Origin of the sequence: Blastomonas sp. AAP25, assembly GCF_001295965.1 — a bacterium.
GTDB lineage: Bacteria > Pseudomonadota > Alphaproteobacteria > Sphingomonadales > Sphingomonadaceae > Blastomonas > Blastomonas fulva.
Genome location: NZ_LJHP01000005.1, coordinates 288,774 through 305,102, shown reverse-complemented (window position 1 = coordinate 305,102; position 16,329 = coordinate 288,774). Strand labels below are relative to the sequence as shown.

The window sequence follows — 16,329 nt, the reverse complement described above, 5'->3', positions numbered from 1 at the left end:
ATCAGCCCGGCTTGCGCTCTTCGCTGGGTGTTGTGGTGGCAGTTCCGTCGATCGTGCGCGCGGGCGGAGCTTCGATCTGCGCGACGGGGCGCTTGGGCTGCACCGGCTCTTCATCTTCGGCCATGCCCTTTTTGAAGCTCTTGATGCCCTTGGCGACATCGCCCATTATTGACGAAATCCGTCCGCCGCCAAACAGCAGGACGATGATGATCAGCACAATAACCCAGTGCATCAGGGAGAAGGATCCCATGGCAAATCTCCTGAAGGCCTGCGGGCTATCTAGGCCTGATCCTCATGGTTTTCCAGCAATGAATCCGATTCATCCGACGAGTGGTCGGTGTCATCCGTCGCCAGCGCGCCTTCCAGCGCCAGATCGACCGGGTCGAGCAGGCCCGCTGCGCGCAGATCCTCCAGCCCCGGCAGATCGCGCCGGCTGGTGAGCCCGAAATGGGTGAGGAAGCCCGGGGTGGTTGCGTAGATCAGCGGCCTTCCGGGGACTTCGCGGCGGCCCGCCGGCGTGATCCAGCCCTCCTCCATCAGCACATCGATGGTGCCTTTGCTGACCTGTACGCCGCGAATCGCCTCGATCTCGGCGCGGCTGACCGGCTCGTGATAGGCGATGATCGCCAGCGTCTCGGTCGCCGCGCGCGACAGCTTGCGGGTCTGCTCGGTCTCGCGGCGCAGCAGCCAGGCAAGATCGGGTGCGGTCTGGAAATGCCAGCGCCCGCCGCGCTCGACGAGTTCGATCCCCCGCCCGGCATAGTCCGCCTGCAGCGCCTGGAGCGCGCCTGCAATGTCGGCGTCGCTGCCGATATGCGCAGCCAGATCCTCGGCGCTTTGCGGCTCCTGCGCTGCAAACAGCGCTGCCTCGACCGCGCGCACGACAGGGTCGACCTCGCTCACGGCGCCCTGCGCACCTTCAGCGGCGCGAACGCCTCTTCCTGCGCGAGCTCGACCCGCCCTTGCCGCGCCAGCTCGAGCAGCGCCAGAAAGGTCGAGGCTGTCGCCGAGCGGGTGAGGTCGGCAGGTGCGCCTTCGGGCAGAAAGCTGCGCAGATCGGTCCACTCGAGCGCAGTCCCCAGCATGTACGACAGCCGCGCCAGCGCGTCTTCCAGCGTCATCACCCGGCGCGACTTGACCATGTGCACAACCGGCTCGCTGCGCTGCTTCACCCGGCCATAAGCGGTGAGCAGATCGAACAGCGAGCAGTCGTGCCGCGTTCTGGTGAGCAGCCGCAGCCCTTCGCCCTGCCCGTGCACGAAGACATCGCGCCCCAGCCGGTCGCGCCCCAGCAGCCGCGCCGCCGCCTCGCGCATCGCCGCCAGCCGCTGCAGCCGCAATTGCAGCCGCAGCGCGAGTTCCTCGGGCGAAGGCTCGACCTCGGGGTCGCCCGGCAGCAGCAGCGCGGATTTGAGATAGGCGAGCCACGCCGCCATCACCAGATAGTCCGCCGCCAGCTCCAGCTTCAGGCTGGTCGCGCTCTCGATGAAGCCCAGATACTGGTTGGTGAGATCGAGGATCGAGATTTGCCTGAGATCGACCTTCTGCCGCCGCGCCAGATCAAGCAGCAGATCGAGCGGGCCTTCCCAGCCATCGACATCGATCAGCAGCGCCTCGGCCGCGGCGGTCGCGGCGGGAACGGGCTCGCTGAAGAACAGGTAATCGCCGTCCGGGGGGGCGATCGTGGTGTCCGCTGCGCTCACGCCCCCGTCACACCAGCGCCAGCAGCGCATCGCGCCGGGCGAGCAGCTCCGCCTGGTGCGACCAGTCGTGCACCGGATTGATCGCGGCGCGGGCACGGTCCAGCCGGGCGCGCGAGGCGTCCGAGATATCGGGAAGCGCATCGGCGATGCCGATCATCTCGTCCATCCGCGCCCAGCAGTTGAGCGCGATGTCGCACCCCGCCGCAACCGCACGCGCAGCGCGGTCGGGCACCTCACCCGCCAGCGCCTTCATGTCGAGATCATCGCTCAGCAGCAGCCCGTCGAAACCGATGCGCTGGCGGATGACGGTCTCGATGATGGTCGGCGACAGCGTGGCGCAACGCTCGGCATCCCAGGCTTCGAACAATATGTGCCCGGTCATGCCGATCTCGGCGGTCCTGAGCGCGCGGAACGGAGCGATGTCCTGCTCGAGCTCTTCGTCGCTGGCGGTGACGCGGGGCAGCTCCATATGGCTGTCGACCATTGCGCGGCCGTGGCCGGGCATGTGCTTGATCGTCCCCAGCACGCCGCCGCGCTTCAACCCGTCGAGCACCGCACGGCCCAAGGCTGCGACGCGCATCGGCTCCTGGCCAAGTGCCCGGTCGCCGATCGCAGGCGTGCCGCCGGGGATCGCGACATCGAGCAAAGGCAGGCAATCGACGGTGATGCCGACCTCGGCCAGATCCAGCGCCAGCGCCTCGGCGTTGATCCGTGCGGCCTCGATCGCGCTTGCGGGCGCGATGTCGTACAGCCGGTCGAACGCGGCGCCGGGCGGGAAGGACAGCCAGTGCGGCGGCTTCATGCGGCTGACCCGTCCGCCCTCCTGATCGATCAGGATCGGCAGCCGGTCATCGCCGTGAAGCGCGCGCAGATCGTCGGTCAGCGCGCGCAGTTGCTCGCGATTGTCGATGTTGCGGCCGAACAGGATATAGCCTGCAGGAACGCTCTCGGCAAAAAAGGCGCGTTCATCGGGCGCGATCGTCAGACCGGCCAGGCCGAAAATTACGGGTTTCATGGAAACAGTGTCGCCAAAAGCGGCGGTGAAATCAACGCACCACCAGGCAGTTTTGCCCAGCTTTCTTGAGCTGGTCGCACACCGAAGCTGCACTGCCGGGGCTGTCGAGCACCGCGCTCAGACGGAACACCGTGCCGCCATCCACCGTGGCCTGGACGATCCGGCGGTTGAGCCCGCCCAATACCTCGTGCCGCTGGCTGAGCGTTGCCCATCCCGCGATCGCGCTGGCCTCGTCGGTATAGGCGCCCAGTTGCACCAGCGCGCTGCCCGCAGGCGGCGGTGCGCCTGCCGCATCGGCCAGCTGGCCCTGCGGCTGTTCGCCCTGGCTGACCGCGAAGCTCGCATCGCCAGTGCCTTCGACCTGCTGCTCCTGCTTGTCCTTGGGGCGGACCTTGTAGTCGCCCTGCGGCGCGGCGATCAGGCTGCCGTCGCCCTCGGGTGCGCCGCCATCGCCGCCGATCCAGTAGATCGCCGCCAGCACGATCGACAGACCCACCAGCCCGAGCAGCACGAAGCCGATGATCTTGCCCGCCGAGCCATCGCCGGACGGCGCGTCATCGGCGGATTCGAGCCAGGGCAACCGGTCGTCATCGGCATCCAGCCCCAAAGGCTGATCCCTCAGAGTATCGTCCATGCCATCATCCAGCCGATTGCTCATTCTTGTCGCCCCATCAGACACGCCAGTTCGGTAAGGTCTGCCCTGGCATCCCCGGCAGGCTACATCTGCGTAGCCGCCTCCACCGCCATCAGCGCCAGACCGTTGGCAATGACTTGCCCGATATTGCTGACCATGAAAAGCCTTGCAGAACTGGTGGCGGCGTCATGCGTCATAACGATACGCTTGTCTGGCCTGTCATTGCCCAGGTTGAAGAAGGCGTGGAAAGCCGCGGCCAGATCGCCGAGATAAAAGGCGATGCGGTGCGGCTCGCGGTTCGACGCCGCCGATTCGACGATGCGCGGGAACTGCGCCGCCAGTGCGATCAGCGCATGCTCTTCTGCGCCCAGCAGTTCGAGATGTTCCGGCGATGCGCTGAGCCCTTCGGCCTGCGCCTTGCGCATGATCGAGTGGATCCGCGCATGCGCATACTGCACATAGAACACCGGATTGTCCTTCGACGCCTCGACCACCTTGGCGAAATCGAAGTCCATCTGCGCGTCTGCCTTGCGCGTCAGCATGGTGAAGCGAACGGCATCCTTGCCGACCTCTTCGACCATATCGGCGATCGTGACAAAGCTGCCCGACCGCTTCGACATCTTGACCGGCTCGCCATCGCGCAAAAGCTTGACCATCTGCACCAGCTTGACGTCGAAAGTGCCGGTGCCGTTGGTCAGCGCCGCGACCGCAGCCTTGATCCGCTTGACGGTCCCGGCATGGTCCGCACCCCATATATCGATCAGCTCATCGGCGCTTTGCAGCTTCTGGAAGTGATAGGCGAGATCGATGCCGAAATAGGTCCAGCTGCCGTCCGACTTGCGGATCGGCCGGTCCTGATCATCGCCGAAACGGGTCGACCGGAACAGCGGCAGCGTCACCGGCTCCCAGTCCTCGATCACCTTGCCCTTGGGCGCTTCAAGCACCCCGTCATAGACCAGGTCGCGCGCGCGCAGTTCGGCTTCAGCCGCTTCGGGCTTGCCCGCAGCCAGCACCGCGGCTTCCGAAGAGAACAGGTCGTGATGGATGCCGAGCAGCGCCAGGTCGGCACGGATCATGTCCATCATGTCGGCAACCGCGCGGGTGCGGAACAGCACCAGCCAGTCAGCCTCGGGCGCAGCAGCGTAACGGTCTCCAAATTCCGCTGCCAGCTTCTGGCCAAGCGGGATCAGATAATCTCCAGGATATAGCCCCTCGGGAATCTCGATCGTCTCGCCGAGTGCCTCGCGATAGCGCAGGTGCACCGACCGGGCCAAAGTATCGACCTGGCCACCGGCATCGTTGACATAATATTCGCGGATGACCTTGTAGCCTGAATATTCGAGCAATGTCGCCAGCGCATCGCCCACGACCGCGCCGCGGCAATGGCCCATGTGCATGGGGCCGGTCGGGTTGGCAGAGACATATTCGATGTTGACCGTGATGCCCTTGCCCTGCTCCGAGCGGCCATAATCCGCGCCCGCTGCGGCGATGGCGTGAAGTTCCTCGATCCAGGCCGAGGGCGCGAGCCGCAGGTTCAGGAACCCGGGCCCGGCGATCTCGACCGCGGTGACCTCGTCCACCTTGCCCAGTTCGGCGCTGATCGCTTCAGCGAGCGCGCGCGGATTGGTGCCCGCAGGCTTGGCGAGCACCATCGCGGCGTTAGTTGCAAGATCGCCATGCGCAGGATCGCGCGGCGGCTCGACGGTCAGCGCGCCGCGGTTCAGCCCCGCAGGCAGGACGCCGCTGGCCTCCAACGCGTCGAGCGCGGTGTGCAGATGTTGGGTGAAACGGGTATAGAGTGTCATGATTTTTGGCCCTGATCGCATCACTCCTCTCCCTTCAGGGGAGAGGATACGAAGCCTTGGCAGCCTGCTGCCTAGGCGGAGTTGGAGAGGGGAAGCCAGACACCGGTCGTGCTCCCAGCCCTCTGCCTGCTTCACTGCGTGAAGCTGTTCCTCTCCCGTGAAGGGAGAGGGGTCAATGCAGCCTCATCGCGTCGCGTTGTACTGCAGCTGGTCCTGCGTCAGCTGGAAGCCGATCAGCAGTTCAAAGCTGGTCCGCTGGAGCGCGCTGCGCACTTCGGGAACCGACAGCGGATCGATCGCGGCATCGGGATCGCCCGACTTGCGCTTGCGGGTGATGCGCTCGCGGATGTCCTCGGGCAGCGTCGCTGCCGCCTTGTTGATATAGCCCGCGCCCGATGCCTTGGCTTCGGCACGATAGGAGCCATCGGCAAAGTTCAGCGTCACCGAACCCAGCCGCTTGGCGACCACGGTGTTGCCGCCGCGCATGACGGTGGAGAAATAGGGCAGCGTCACGGTGCGCTGGCCGCGGTTGTCGCTGCGCCGCGCCTGGACGTCGAAGCTGGCGGTCGCATAGATTTCCGCGCCGGTTTCATCGCACGCAGGGCGAACATTGGTGATCGTTGCCACCACGTCGATCGCGCTTGCATCGCGGCTGCTGGCGGGGTTGAAGATCGTGACATCGCCGGTGTGCTCGGGGATGGCGGTGTTGGGGCAGGCGCTCAGCGTCGATGCCACGCCGACGCCGGAATCCACCACCAGCTGGTTCTTCTCCGCACAGGCCGAAAGGCTGAGCAGCGCAAGCCCGGTTCCCATAACGGCAGCCAGGGATGCCTTGGGGGACGATTTCTTGGGCAGAATGGGCATGTTCAAACAAAAATCCTTCGAGGCCACAGTGCATCGCTCCTTATCTGCCGTTGGGTTTCAGCGCAACGACCAGATTCTTCGCCTGCCGATCGCACGGGATATGCTTCACACCGCGCCCCGCATCCCCTAAGACGGATGCGGAATTACGAAAGCCAATCTGAACATGACCGAAACCGCCCCCACCCCGGCCAATGCTTCTCCCGCGGTCAAGCCGCCGCTGCTGATCAAGATCGCCTCTCCCCGCGGATTTTGCGCCGGGGTCGACCGCGCGATCGAGATCGTCGAGCTGTCGCTGCACAAATATGGCGCACCGGTCTATGTCCGGCACGAGATCGTCCACAACAAGTTCGTGGTCGATAGCCTCAAGGCCAAGGGCGCGGTGTTCGTCGAAGAACTCGACGAGGTGCCCGATGGCGTACCGGTGGTGTTTTCCGCGCATGGCGTGCCCAAGGCGGTCCCCCACAAGGCCGCCGAGCGCGGGCTCAACTATCTCGATGCCACGTGCCCTCTGGTCTCCAAGGTTCACCGCCAGGCCGAACGCCAGGTCGAGGCCGGACGGCACATCATCTTTGTCGGCCACAAGGGTCATCCCGAGGTGATCGGCACCTTCGGCCAGGTCGAGCCCGGCAACATGACGCTGGTCGAGACGGTCGAGGATGTCGCCAATTTGCAGGTGGCCGACGAGACCAAGCTGGCGTTCCTCACCCAGACCACGCTGTCGGTCGATGACACCGCAGAAATCGTCGCCGCATTGCACCAGCGCTTCCCCGCGATCGTCGGGCCCAAGGGCGAGGATATCTGCTATGCCACCTCCAACCGCCAGGCGGCGGTCAAGGTGATGACCGATGATTGCGATCTGGTGCTGGTCATCGGCGCGCCCAACAGCTCGAACTCGCTGCGGCTGGTCGAGGTTGCCGAGCGCGAGGGCACCCGCGCCATGCTGATCCAGCGCGCGCAGGAAATCGAACTGCGCTGGTTTGACGGGGTGAACACCCTGGGTCTCACCGCAGGTGCCTCTGCCCCGGAAATCCTGGTGCGCGAGGTCGTCGACCTGCTCGGGCGGCATTTCGATGTCAAAGAGGAGCGCGTCAAGACCGTGGACGAGCGCATCACCTTCAAGCTGCCCCGCGCGCTTGCAGCTGAGGCCGATGCTGCCTGATGGCTGTCTATACCCATGTCAGCGCCGAGATGATGGCGCGGTTTCTGGACGACTATGACACCGGCGAGCTGATCAGTTTCAAGGGCATCGCCGAGGGCGTCGAGAACAGCAACTTTCTGGTCGAGACGCGCGGCGGCCAAGATGGCCACCGCTTTATCCTGACGCTGTATGAAAAGCGCGTCGATCCGGGCGATCTGCCGTTCTTCATGGCGTTGCTCGATCATCTGGCGATGCGCGGCTGCCGCGTGCCGCGTGCGATTGCCGACCGGCAGGGCGTGCAGATCAGGGAGCTTGCCGGACGCCCGGCCTGCCTGATCGAGTTCCTCGAAGGCATTTCGCTCAGCGCGCCGACGCCTGCGCAGGCGAGCGCTGCCGGCATCGCGCTTGCTGACCTGCATCTGGCGGTCGCGGATTTTTCCGGCACCCGCCCCAACAGCATGGGGCTGGCCGCCTGGCGCGATCTGGCCGAGCGCTGCGCCGGCCAATGGCAGCAGATCGACCCCGGACTCGAGCAGATGGTGAGCACCGCGCTGAGCGATCTGGAAGCGCACTGGCCCAGCGATCTGCCGCAATCGGTGATCCATGCGGATCTGTTTCCCGACAATGTGCTGATGCTGGGCGACCGGGTCAGCGGGCTGATCGACTTTTATTTCTCGTGTACCGATGCGCGCGCCTATGATCTGGCGATCACGCACAGCGCGTGGTGTTTCAGCAATGACGGGCGCAATTTCGACACCGGCTTGTCGGACGCATTACTGCAGGGCTATCGCAGCCGACTTGCGCTCAACGATGCCGAAACTGCGGCGCTTCCCATTCTGGCACGCGGCGCAGCGTTGCGTTTTACATTGAGCCGCGCGTATGACTGGATCAACACCCCGGCCGACGCCCTGGTCACCCGCAAGGACCCCATGGCGTTCGCCCGGCGGCTGGCATTCTATTCGGACCCGGCCAACGCCAGGCTGTTTGCCTGATCGCCGCCGGGTGGGATGGAACGGGTCCGGAGCAGATCGAGACGATGGTTGAATGGACATGAAAACGGTCGAAATCTTTACCGACGGCGCGTGCAAGGGTAATCCCGGCCCCGGCGGCTGGGGGGCGATCATCCGCTATGGCAAGCACGAAAAGGAGCTTTCGGGCGGCGAGCCGGACACCACCAACAATCGCATGGAGATGACCGCCGCGATCCGCGCACTCGAACTGCTGATCGAGCCGTGCAAGGTCGTCCTCTATACCGACAGCACCTATGTGAAGGACGGCATCACCAAATGGGTCGATGGCTGGCAGCGCAACGGCTGGAAGACCGCCTCGAAAAAGCCCGTACGCAACGCGGACCTTTGGCACGAGCTGATTGCCGCAGTATCGCGTCACCAGATCGACTGGCGCTGGGTCAAGGGCCATGCCGGCCACCCCGAAAATGAGCGCGCCGACCAGCTGGCGAGCGCTGCGGCAATGGCCATCGGGCGCTGACAGGTCAGGACTGATCCAAGGCTCAATCTGCCGTCACCCCCGCGCACGCGGGGGTCCCGCTTGTCTACGATCGCTGCAAAAAAGCGGGATTCCCGCGTTCGCGGGAATGACGATCACGGCGAATGACCAGACGCGTCAGCTGTTGTCTTCGATCGGCGCTTCGGGCCCGTTCTTCTTGATCGATTCGATCGCGTTCTTGGCGGATGCCTTGCTGGCATAGCCTTCGGTCGAGAACATCACTTCCGAATTGTACTTGAACCGCACCCGGAATTCGCCGCCCTTGTCCTTGTAGATCTCAAAACTGTGCGCCATCGACTCGACTCCCTCAAACCGAGTGAGAGATTATAACCTAAGTCAATCACGTGCCAGCATTCTCACCCCAGCCGTGCGGGATTATACAATTGCGCATCCACCGCGCGCAGCATCGCATCGGGAGTGATACCCAGCAGGATGGCGGCGGCCAGCTTGGCGGCGGCAGGCGCAGTCTGGATGCCGAAGCCGCCCTGGCCTGCAAACCAGAAGAAGCAGGGATTGTCCGCGGCAAAGCCGATCAGCGGCAGCCTGTCGGGCGCGAAGCTGCGTTGGCCTGCCCAGCGATGCTCCACCGCCTCGATCCGCCAGTCCATCACCTGGCCGAAACGGTCGATGGCGAGCGCCATGTCCAGCTCGTCGGGCGCGGTGTCGCCGGGCTCTTCGGGGGTTTCGTCATGCGGGCTGAGCCACAGGCGTCCGGCCTCGGGCTTGAAGTAATAATCGCCGCGCACGCCCAGTGTCAGCGGCAGGTCGGCAGACGCAGCAGGCGCGGTGCGCAGTTGGATCACGGTACGGCGATAGGGTCGGACGCCCAGCGGTCGAACGCCTGCGCGTTCCGCCACCGGATCGGCCCAGGCTCCGGCGGCATCGACCAGCTTTGCCGCCGTTACCTGCTGCTCGCCCAGCGTCAGCGTCCAGCTGCCCGACGCGTGCACCGCGCCGACCAGCGGCGCGCGCAAAGCGATCGCCGCTCCCGCGCGGCGCGCGACCGCCAGATAGGCCTGATGCAGCCCGCCGACATCGATGTCCTGGCAATCGGGCTCATAGGTACCCGCGACGATATCGGCGGCCAGCCCGGGCAGCATCGCATCGAGCGCTGCCCTGTCGCGGCGCTCCATCCGCACGCCCGAGCCTGCGAACTCGGCCTCGAAGGCATCGAGCAGCGCCAGCTCGTCGCGGCGCGCCAGCGTCAGCGATCCGCGCGGCCCAAGAAAACTGCGCTCGCCATAGCCCGGCGGAGGCGAATGCAGCCAGGGGCCCGACGCCGTGGTCAGCGGCTGCACCTGCGGCCCGCCATAGCTTTCCGCCCAGAAGGCTGCCGAGCGACCGGTGGAATGATAACCCGGGCGATCCTCTGCCTCGGCGATCAGCACCCGGCAGTGGGGTGCGATTTCCGCAGCAAGGCTGGCCCCGGCGATCCCGGCGCCGATGATGACGACATCATAATCCGGCATCAGGCGGCTGCTCCGACCCTTTCGGTCGCGGTCCCGGCCACCTTGCGCTCCAGGAAGTCGTCAATCGTCTGCAGCACCTGATCGCGGATGGGATCCACCTCGCGCAGCACCTCGTGCCTGGCCTCGCGCCCGAAGGCGAGCAACTCGGCGCCGGGAATGCGCGCCGCAGCGGCCAGCGTCGCCTTGTTGTCGACCAGCTGGTCCGCGCTGGTGCCGATCAGCAGCATCGGGATGCGCAGCTTTTCCCACTGGCCGGGCGCGTTGAGGCGGATGTTCGATTCATACGCGCGCTCGACCCAGTGCCAGCTCGCCGGTCCCATCACCAGCTCGGGGCGCTCTCCCCACCACCACAGCTCGTCAGCATAGCGGTCATTGTCGTGGGTCAGCAACGTCTGGCGGATCGCGAGCGGCGAAGCGGGCTTTTCGCTCACCTTCCAGGCGGGGCGCTCGGGACGTCCCATTCGGCGCATCATCCGGGTGACGAGGTGCCCGAAGGACATCGGCAGGCCCAGCCCCTTCAGCCCCAGCATCGGCGCGCTCAGCACCGCGGCCACTGGATCGATCCGCTTTTCCTGGATCGCGCGCGCGATCAGATGCCCACCCATCGAATGGCCGACAACGACGTGCGGGCCGGGGCGCGAGGCCGACCATTCAGCCCAGAGGCCCGAAATGTCATCGATCCAGTGGGCGAAATCCTCGATATGCCCGACATATTGGTGATCGGACATGCGACCGCTGCCGCCCTGCCCGCGCCAGTCGGCAGATGTGACGTTCCACCCCTGCGCCTGCCAGTGCGCCAGCGTCTCGATATATTTTTCGTAGATATCGCCGCGGCCCGGCATGAACAGGATCGACCCGCGCGCAGGGCCCTGAGCCATCATGTCGATCCGGCGCAGCTTCCAGCCGTCTGCGGCGGTCCAGTGGCTTTCGACCGCATCGTCAGGAATGGCGCGCCGATCAATGGTTACTTTTTGGTAAGTCATCGCCGCTATACGCCAGTTCCCATGGAAAACATGCCTTTCGTCTACGGTCTGCTGGCCATGTTGGCAATCGCGCTGTTGCACGCGGCTTATACCGACATCGTGCGGCGCGAGATCGAGGACTGGCTCAATGCCGCCATCGCGCTTGGCGCGCCGCTGTTCTGGTGGGCCTGCGGTCTTTCGCTGTGGCCCGATGTGGCGATGCAGCTGGCGCTGGGCGCGGGCGTGTTCATCTTCTTTGCCCTGATGTTCGCGCTGGGCGCGATGGGCGGCGGCGATGTCAAGCTGCTGGGCGCGATCGCGCTGTGGTTCCCCTGGGGGGTCATGGCAAAGGTAGCGATCGCGATGTCGCTGATCGGCGCGGTGCTCACCGTCATCATCCTGATCGAACACAAAATGCACCGAAAGCTGGGTCAGCCCGAAGTGCCATATGGCGTTGCCATCGCAATTGCGGCGCTTTGGCCGGTTGGCGAACGCTTTTTTAACCATTTTGCCTGAGAAGATCAGCATTCTGAAGGACTTTGGGGGCCATCAACGTCATGGATAAACGGAAAGTCATCCTGCTGGCAGGCGCGCTACTGGTCGCGCTTTGCACCGCATTTCTGGCCCGAAGCCTTTTCACCGGCTCGGCCGCGCCGGAGGTTACGGCCGCCGTGCAGGTGGCAGAGCCCAACGGCCCCCGCGTCCTGGTGGCGAATCGTTCGCTGCCCGTCGGTACCATCATCACACCCGACAGCGTCGCCTTCCAGCCCTGGCCCGCCAAGCTGGTGAGCAACGCCTATTTCCTGGAAGACGGCGCCAAAATCGAAACGCTGCTGGGCACCGTGGTGCGCAACGCGATCACCGCCGGACAGCCGGTCACGCAAGGATCGCTGGTCAAGCCGGGCGATCGCGGCTTCCTGGCCGCAGCGCTCGGCCCCGGCATGCGCGCCGTCACCGTGCCCGTATCGGCCCGCACCGGCGTTGCCGGCTTCGTGTTTCCCGGTGACCGCGTCGACCTTGTCCTGACCCAGTCGGTCGAGGGCGAAGGCGGCCCGGCGCTGAAAGCGTCCGAAACCATCATCCGCAACCTGCGCGTCCTCGCCACCGACCAGCGCGTCAACGCCGAGAACGCCGAAGGCAACACCGAGGTGATCGCCTTCTCCACCGTCACCGTCGAAGCCACGCCAAAGCTGGCCGAGAAGATCGCGGTGGCACAGACCATCGGCACGCTCAGCCTTTCGCTGCGCTCGATCGCGGACAACGAGGCCGAGCTCGAACGCTCGATGGCGGCAGGCGATGTCTCTGTGCCCGAAGGCGCCGATCGCAAGACCGAAAACAAGTTCCTCAAGGCGCTCGCCACCCGCCCGGTCGATACCGACGTGACCTATGTCACCGGCGGCGATGTCTCGCGCTTCCAGCGTCGCAGCGTTCCGCCGATGTCGAGCGGTCGCCGTCAATCCGAATATGCCGGCCCCATACCCGCCGGTGCACCTGCTGCCAGCGCCCCCGCCCCGTCCGTGCCCATGGGCCCGGTCGTGCGGGTCGCGCGTGGAAATGATGTGACCGTTGTTCCGGTCGGAGGGAAATGACCATGCGTTTTTCCAATATCCTCAAGGGTGCACTGCTGTGCGGCGTGGTCGCGGTGGGGGGTTCGCTCACCGGCCTGGCGCCGATGACCGGCAGCCCCGCCAACGCCCAGTCGGCGATGCAGCGCCCTGCTGAAACGCTGGTGCTCTCGATCGGGCGCGGCCAGCTGATCCAGCTTCCCGGAACGATGACCGATCTGTTCGTCGCCGATACCGGCGTCGCGGATGTGCAGGTGAAGTCTTCCCGCCAGCTGTATGTGTTCGGCAAGGCGGGCGGTGAAACGACGCTCTATGCCAGCAACGCGGCAGGCCAGGTGGTCTATTCCGCCACGGTGCGGGTCGGATCGAACCTCGACTCGATCGACCAGATGCTGACGCTGGCCATGCCCGACGCCAAGGTGCGCGTGAGCACGCTGAACGGCGTGGTGCTGCTCACCGGCACCGTCGGTGCTCCCGTCGACAGCGCCGAGGCCGAACGGCTTGTCCAGGCGTTCGTCGGAGACAACGTCAAGGTCATCAGCCGCTTGCAGACCGCCACCCCGATGCAGGTCAACCTGCAGGTGCGCATCGCCGAGGTCAGCCGTTCGCTGGTCAAGGAAATCGGCGCCAACCTGCTGACCCGCGACCTCACCGGCGGCTTCCAGTTCGGCGTCTCGCGCGCCAGCCGCAACTTTGCCAGCATCCGCGACACGCTGGATGTGACGACGCTGCCGCGGATCGACGCGTCCGGCCAGTTCGGCCTGCCCGCGGGCACGCTGTCGCTGCCGTTCAACCCTGCCACCGGCCAGTTCGTCACCGGGGGCAGCACCACCGGCTTTCTCAACGGCATCGACGGCAAGACCGCGATCCAGGCGGCAGGCCGACTGTTCGGTGTCGATATCGCCAGCGCATTCGATCTGGCCGAACAGGTCGGTCTGATCACCACGCTGTCGCAGCCGAACCTGACCGCGCTTTCGGGCGAAACCGCAGACTTCCTGGCGGGTGGCGAATTCCCCATCCCGATCAACCAGGGCCTGGGCACCACCACGATCGAGTACAAGAACTTCGGAGTCAGCCTGGCCTATACGCCCACGGTGCTGGCCAACGGCCGGATCTCGATGCGGGTACGGCCCGAAGTGTCCGAACTGTCCTCGGCAGGCTCGGTCACGCTCAACGGCTTCCAGGTGCCTGCACTGACCATCCGCCGCGCGGAAACGACGGTCGAACTGGGATCGGGCGAAAGCTTCATGATCGCAGGGCTGCTGAGCAACAACTCACAGAACCTCGTCGACAAGGCTCCGGGCCTGGGCGACGTTCCGGTGCTGGGCAACCTGTTCAAGTCCACCAACTTCCGCAAGGGCGAGACCGAGCTGGTCATCGTGGTGACGCCGTATCTGGTCAAGCCCGTCAACGCCAACGACATCAAGCTGCCCACCGATGCCTTCCGCACGCCGGATGATCTGCAGCGGTTGATCAACAGCCAGCAGTCGGACGGCATTTCGGGCGGCGACCGGCCCAAGCCGAGCGTGGCGCCTGCCGAAGGCGGCAGCGGCGCACCGGAATTCGGCGCCCTGCCCAGCCAGCCGCGTGCTCTGCCTTCATCGGCAGCCAAGCCCCAGCGCGATGCCAAATCAGGCAAGGCTTCATCCCGCAACGGTGGCAAACCCGGCGATCTCGCCGCCGCCACCCCCGGATTTTCGTTCGACTAAGGCCAGCGACCGCCCTTGAGGAGACTATCAATGCGCGCTTATCATGCAGCCATCGCAGCAGCGGCCGTCCTGACCTTGTCCGGCTGTGGCAATATGGCCAGCAACCGTTCGCTGGAAAGCGTCCACCAGCCGATCGTGTCGCGATCGAACTACACGCTCGATCTCAACGCGCAGGGCGGCTCTCTGCCCACGCAGGAACAAAGGCGCCTCGCCGAATGGTTCCAGGCGATGGACCTGGGCTATGGCGATCGCGTCGCGGTTGACGATCCGGCGGGCCGCAACGTCGTGGTCAAGTCGGCGGTCGAGGCTGCCGCCTCGCGCCACGGCCTGCTGGTCAATGATGTCGCCCCGGTCACCACCGGCGAGATCGCACCCGGCACCATCCGCGTCGTCGTGACGCGCAGCACCGCCAGCGTCCCCGGCTGCCCCGACTGGCAGACCAAGCTCGAGATGAACTATCGCAACGCGACCAGCAGCAACTACGGCTGTTCGGTCAATGCCAACATGGCATCGATGGTCGCCAACAAGGAAGATCTGGTGCGCGGCGAGCCGGGCAGCGGCACGGTCGCCACGCAGCGCTCCGACGCTGCGATCAAGCAGTATCGCGAGGCTCCGCCGACCGGCGCGCAGGGATTGAAACAGGGCTCTACCCAGCAGGGAGGATCGCAGTGAACGCACCGTGGAAGCCTGGCATGGCCGCGACCCGCGACCAGTTTGCCGCCTATATCTGCGACGAGCCTACGCTGGACATAGTCCGCGCGATGGCCATCAACATGGGCTGGCCGCCTGAGAAGTGCAACAAGGGCGGCCTGCGCAACGCGGTGCAGTCGCTCTCGATCACCGCGAGCCCCAACATCCTGCTGGTCGACCTGTCCGAATCGGGCGACCCGCTGAACGACATCAACGCGCTGGCGGAAGTCTGCGAGCCCGGCACCGTGGTGATCGCCATGGGCCAGGTCAACGACGTGCGCCTGTACCGCGATCTCATCGCCAGCGGCCTGCACGATTATCTGCTCAAGCCCGTGGGCCCCGACCATATCCGCGACACCATCCTGCAGGCGCAGGCCATGCTCAACGCGCCCAAGGCCGGTGAAGCCACCGCCGAGCGCGCGCATGTCGGCATCATGGTCATCGGCACCCGCGGCGGCGTGGGGGCATCGACTGTCGCAACCTCGCTCGCCTGGCAGCTCAGCAAGAATGCCGGGCACACCACCGCGCTGCTCGATCTCGACCTGCACTTCGGCACCGGCGCGCTGACGATGGATCTGGAACCGGGCCGCGGCCTGACCGACGCCATCGACAATCCGAGCCGCATCGACGGGCTGTTCATCGAACGCGCAATGATCAAGGCCAACGACAAACTGTCGATCCTCTCGGCCGAAGCGCCGATCAGCTCGCCGCTGATCACCGATGGCACCGCGTTCTTCCAGCTGCAGGAAGAGTTCCGCCACGCCTTCGAAAACACCGTGGTCGATCTGCCGCGCCAGATGCTGATCGATTATCCGCATCTGGTGTCCGAAACCAACATCGCGGTGCTGGTCACCGAGTTGACGCTGGCATCGGCACGCGATGCGATCCGCCTGCTCGCCTGGCTCAAGAGCAACGCGCCTGCCGCGCGGGTGCTGGTGGTCGCCAACAAGGTGCAGCCGGCCGCGCTGGAGATCAGCCGCGCCGATTTCGAGACCACGATCGAACGCAAGATCGACTTCCTGATCCCCGCCGACCCCAAGACTGCGGCGCAGGCTGCCAAGCTGGGCCAGCCTTTCTGTGAGGCGGGCAAGTCGACCAAGGCGGGCGCGGTGATGAAGTCGCTGACCGACCGCTGCCTGGGCATGGCCGAGGAAGAAGTCGCTGCCGAGAAGGATACCGGCGGAGCGAAGAAATCGCTGCTCGGCAAGTTCGGCGACTTCAAGTCGCTGCTACCGAGCAAGCCCGGCAAGAAGTAACCGGGCCCGCGGC

18 protein-coding genes are annotated in these 16,329 nt (G+C 65.5%); 8 read left to right on the top strand and 10 right to left on the bottom strand.

Translation table 11 applies throughout. The features are described 5' to 3' along the window. Window position 1 precedes the first annotated feature (1 nt). The 7 genes from IP68_RS06145 to IP68_RS06115 form a co-directional block, all read right to left on the bottom strand. Window positions 2-250 carry a twin-arginine translocase TatA/TatE family subunit gene (locus IP68_RS06145; RefSeq protein ID WP_054134079.1) on the bottom strand — a complete coding sequence of 83 codons (249 nt, stop codon included), beginning with the start codon at window positions 248-250 and terminating at the stop codon, window positions 2-4. A gap of 29 nt (window positions 251-279) precedes the next feature. After that, window positions 280-903 (bottom strand): SMC-Scp complex subunit ScpB, encoded by a 624-nt coding sequence (scpB, locus tag IP68_RS06140; RefSeq protein WP_054134078.1) that lies wholly within the window; start codon window positions 901-903, stop codon window positions 280-282. Continuing rightward, the gene (locus IP68_RS06135; RefSeq protein WP_082382164.1) at window positions 900-1,733 is read right to left on the bottom strand and encodes a ScpA family protein; all 834 of its coding nucleotides are present in this window, start codon (window positions 1,731-1,733) and stop codon (window positions 900-902) included. The genes scpB and IP68_RS06135 overlap by 4 nt, the downstream gene beginning before the upstream one ends. Continuing rightward, entirely contained in the window at window positions 1,711-2,718 is a 1,008-nt protein-coding gene (gene nagZ, locus IP68_RS06130) for a beta-N-acetylhexosaminidase (protein ID WP_054134077.1), read from the bottom strand. Before nagZ ends, IP68_RS06135 begins: the two co-directional genes overlap by 23 nt. A 31-nt stretch (window positions 2,719-2,749) precedes the next feature. Further along, window positions 2,750-3,376 (bottom strand): SPOR domain-containing protein, encoded by a 627-nt coding sequence (locus IP68_RS06125; RefSeq protein ID WP_054134076.1) that lies wholly within the window; start codon window positions 3,374-3,376, stop codon window positions 2,750-2,752. A gap of 59 nt (window positions 3,377-3,435) precedes the next feature. Further along, the gene (argS, locus tag IP68_RS06120) at window positions 3,436-5,157 is read right to left on the bottom strand and encodes an arginine--tRNA ligase (RefSeq protein WP_054134075.1); all 1,722 of its coding nucleotides are present in this window, start codon (window positions 5,155-5,157) and stop codon (window positions 3,436-3,438) included. A gap of 183 nt (window positions 5,158-5,340) precedes the next feature. After that, the gene (locus IP68_RS06115) at window positions 5,341-6,021 is read right to left on the bottom strand and encodes a hypothetical protein (RefSeq protein WP_054134074.1); all 681 of its coding nucleotides are present in this window, start codon (window positions 6,019-6,021) and stop codon (window positions 5,341-5,343) included. Between the two features lie 163 nt (window positions 6,022-6,184). Here IP68_RS06115 and ispH point away from each other — a divergent pair, with 163 nt between their 5' ends. Genes ispH through rnhA form a run of 3 tightly spaced genes read left to right on the top strand, consistent with a single transcriptional unit; the run spans window position 6,185 to window position 8,647 of the window. Further along, the gene (gene ispH / locus IP68_RS06110; protein WP_054134073.1) at window positions 6,185-7,180 is read left to right on the top strand and encodes a 4-hydroxy-3-methylbut-2-enyl diphosphate reductase; all 996 of its coding nucleotides are present in this window, start codon (window positions 6,185-6,187) and stop codon (window positions 7,178-7,180) included. Beyond that, complete coding sequence (gene thrB, locus IP68_RS06105; RefSeq protein ID WP_054134072.1) at window positions 7,180-8,151, top strand: homoserine kinase; 972 nt, start codon at window positions 7,180-7,182, stop codon at window positions 8,149-8,151. The genes ispH and thrB overlap by 1 nt, the downstream gene beginning before the upstream one ends. A 58-nt stretch (window positions 8,152-8,209) precedes the next feature. Continuing rightward, the gene (rnhA, locus tag IP68_RS06100) at window positions 8,210-8,647 is read left to right on the top strand and encodes a ribonuclease HI (RefSeq protein ID WP_054134346.1); all 438 of its coding nucleotides are present in this window, start codon (window positions 8,210-8,212) and stop codon (window positions 8,645-8,647) included. 135 nt (window positions 8,648-8,782) lie between these two features. Here rnhA and IP68_RS19705 read toward each other — a convergent pair whose 3' ends face one another. The 3 genes from IP68_RS19705 to IP68_RS06090 all read right to left on the bottom strand — a co-directional run bounded on the left by IP68_RS19705 (window position 8,783) and on the right by IP68_RS06090 (window position 11,117). After that, a complete protein-coding gene (locus IP68_RS19705) occupies window positions 8,783-8,959 on the bottom strand; it encodes a YegP family protein (RefSeq protein WP_082382163.1) in 177 nt (58 codons plus the stop codon). 62 nt (window positions 8,960-9,021) lie between these two features. Next, on the bottom strand, window positions 9,022-10,134 hold the full coding sequence (locus tag IP68_RS06095) for an FAD-binding oxidoreductase (RefSeq protein ID WP_054134071.1): 1,113 nt from the start codon (window positions 10,132-10,134) through the stop codon (window positions 9,022-9,024). Next, window positions 10,134-11,117: an alpha/beta hydrolase gene (locus IP68_RS06090; protein ID WP_054134070.1), complete on the bottom strand. Its 984-nt coding sequence runs from the start codon at window positions 11,115-11,117 to the stop codon at window positions 10,134-10,136. Before IP68_RS06090 ends, IP68_RS06095 begins: the two co-directional genes overlap by 1 nt. A 21-nt stretch (window positions 11,118-11,138) precedes the next feature. On the opposite strand from IP68_RS06090, the gene IP68_RS06085 reads away from it, so the two are divergent. The 5 genes from IP68_RS06085 to IP68_RS06065 are packed head-to-tail and all read left to right on the top strand — an operon-like array spanning window position 11,139 to window position 16,316. Continuing rightward, entirely contained in the window at window positions 11,139-11,612 is a 474-nt protein-coding gene (locus IP68_RS06085) for a prepilin peptidase (RefSeq protein ID WP_054134069.1), read from the top strand. A 41-nt stretch (window positions 11,613-11,653) separates the two neighbouring features. Then, window positions 11,654-12,685, top strand: a complete 1,032-nt coding sequence (gene cpaB, locus IP68_RS06080; RefSeq protein WP_054134068.1) for a Flp pilus assembly protein CpaB — start codon at window positions 11,654-11,656, stop codon at window positions 12,683-12,685. After that, window positions 12,682-14,370, top strand: a complete 1,689-nt coding sequence (locus IP68_RS06075) for a type II and III secretion system protein family protein (RefSeq protein WP_054134067.1) — start codon at window positions 12,682-12,684, stop codon at window positions 14,368-14,370. Before cpaB ends, IP68_RS06075 begins: the two co-directional genes overlap by 4 nt. Before the next feature lie 30 nt (window positions 14,371-14,400). After that, window positions 14,401-15,042 (top strand): CpaD family pilus assembly protein, encoded by a 642-nt coding sequence (locus IP68_RS06070; RefSeq protein WP_054134066.1) that lies wholly within the window; start codon window positions 14,401-14,403, stop codon window positions 15,040-15,042. Beyond that, window positions 15,039-16,316 (top strand): P-loop NTPase, encoded by a 1,278-nt coding sequence (locus tag IP68_RS06065; protein ID WP_054134065.1) that lies wholly within the window; start codon window positions 15,039-15,041, stop codon window positions 16,314-16,316. The genes IP68_RS06070 and IP68_RS06065 overlap by 4 nt, the downstream gene beginning before the upstream one ends. The last annotated feature ends 13 nt before the right edge of the window (window positions 16,317-16,329 follow it).

Coding starts and splice junctions, on each gene's coding strand:
- cpaB (WP_054134068.1), top strand. CDS start 11,654: ATGGATAAACGGAAAGTCATCCTGCTGGCAGGCGCGCTACTGGTCGCG.
- IP68_RS19705 (WP_082382163.1), bottom strand. CDS start 8,959: ATGGCGCACAGTTTTGAGATCTACAAGGACAAGGGCGGCGAATTCCGG.
- rnhA (WP_054134346.1), top strand. CDS start 8,210: ATGAAAACGGTCGAAATCTTTACCGACGGCGCGTGCAAGGGTAATCCC.
- IP68_RS06145 (WP_054134079.1), bottom strand. CDS start 250: ATGGGATCCTTCTCCCTGATGCACTGGGTTATTGTGCTGATCATCATC.
- nagZ (WP_054134077.1), bottom strand. CDS start 2,718: ATGAAACCCGTAATTTTCGGCCTGGCCGGTCTGACGATCGCGCCCGAT.
- IP68_RS06095 (WP_054134071.1), bottom strand. CDS start 10,134: ATGCCGGATTATGATGTCGTCATCATCGGCGCCGGGATCGCCGGGGCC.
- IP68_RS06075 (WP_054134067.1), top strand. CDS start 12,682: ATGACCATGCGTTTTTCCAATATCCTCAAGGGTGCACTGCTGTGCGGC.
- IP68_RS06135 (WP_082382164.1), bottom strand. CDS start 1,733: ATGCGCTGCTGGCGCTGGTGTGACGGGGGCGTGAGCGCAGCGGACACC.
- thrB (WP_054134072.1), top strand. CDS start 7,180: ATGGCTGTCTATACCCATGTCAGCGCCGAGATGATGGCGCGGTTTCTG.
- argS (WP_054134075.1), bottom strand. CDS start 5,157: ATGACACTCTATACCCGTTTCACCCAACATCTGCACACCGCGCTCGAC.
- IP68_RS06115 (WP_054134074.1), bottom strand. CDS start 6,021: ATGCCCATTCTGCCCAAGAAATCGTCCCCCAAGGCATCCCTGGCTGCC.
- IP68_RS06085 (WP_054134069.1), top strand. CDS start 11,139: ATGGAAAACATGCCTTTCGTCTACGGTCTGCTGGCCATGTTGGCAATC.
- IP68_RS06125 (WP_054134076.1), bottom strand. CDS start 3,376: ATGAGCAATCGGCTGGATGATGGCATGGACGATACTCTGAGGGATCAG.
- IP68_RS06070 (WP_054134066.1), top strand. CDS start 14,401: ATGCGCGCTTATCATGCAGCCATCGCAGCAGCGGCCGTCCTGACCTTG.
- ispH (WP_054134073.1), top strand. CDS start 6,185: ATGACCGAAACCGCCCCCACCCCGGCCAATGCTTCTCCCGCGGTCAAG.
- IP68_RS06090 (WP_054134070.1), bottom strand. CDS start 11,117: ATGACTTACCAAAAAGTAACCATTGATCGGCGCGCCATTCCTGACGAT.